Source organism: Streptomyces africanus (genome assembly GCF_002150735.1).
Classification (GTDB): domain Bacteria; phylum Actinomycetota; class Actinomycetes; order Streptomycetales; family Streptomycetaceae; genus Streptomyces; species Streptomyces africanus.
Window position 1 is genome coordinate 1 of sequence record NZ_MUKA01000019.1, and the last position, 262, is coordinate 262.

Below are 262 nucleotides of genomic sequence, written 5' to 3' on the forward strand. Positions count from 1 at the left end.
GCCTCGATCTCCTGGCGCGGGGTGTCCTCCTGTTTCGCGTACGCGGTCACCGCCGCCTGGACGTCGCGGGCGAGGTCGCGCCAGGCGCGCCAGGCGGTCTCCCAGGTGGTGGTCTGCTGGGCGCTCCACGTGGTCTGGGTGGGCGGACCGTAGTCGTCCTGCAGTTGCCGCACGCGGGCGTACGCCTCGTCCGCCGCGCGCTGCTTCTCCACGAGCTCTGCGAAGGTGTGTGCCACGCGCCCGGATCCTTGGGCAGCGGCGG

General features: G+C 73.3%; 1 protein-coding gene. It reads right to left on the bottom strand.

Annotated elements, in window-relative coordinates; translation table 11 throughout:
* Window positions 1-236 (bottom strand): hypothetical protein (locus tag CCL05_RS03085; RefSeq protein ID WP_086558930.1); only part of this gene is annotated, 236 nt, incomplete at its 3' end.
* Between the last annotated feature and the right edge of the window lie 26 nt (window positions 237-262).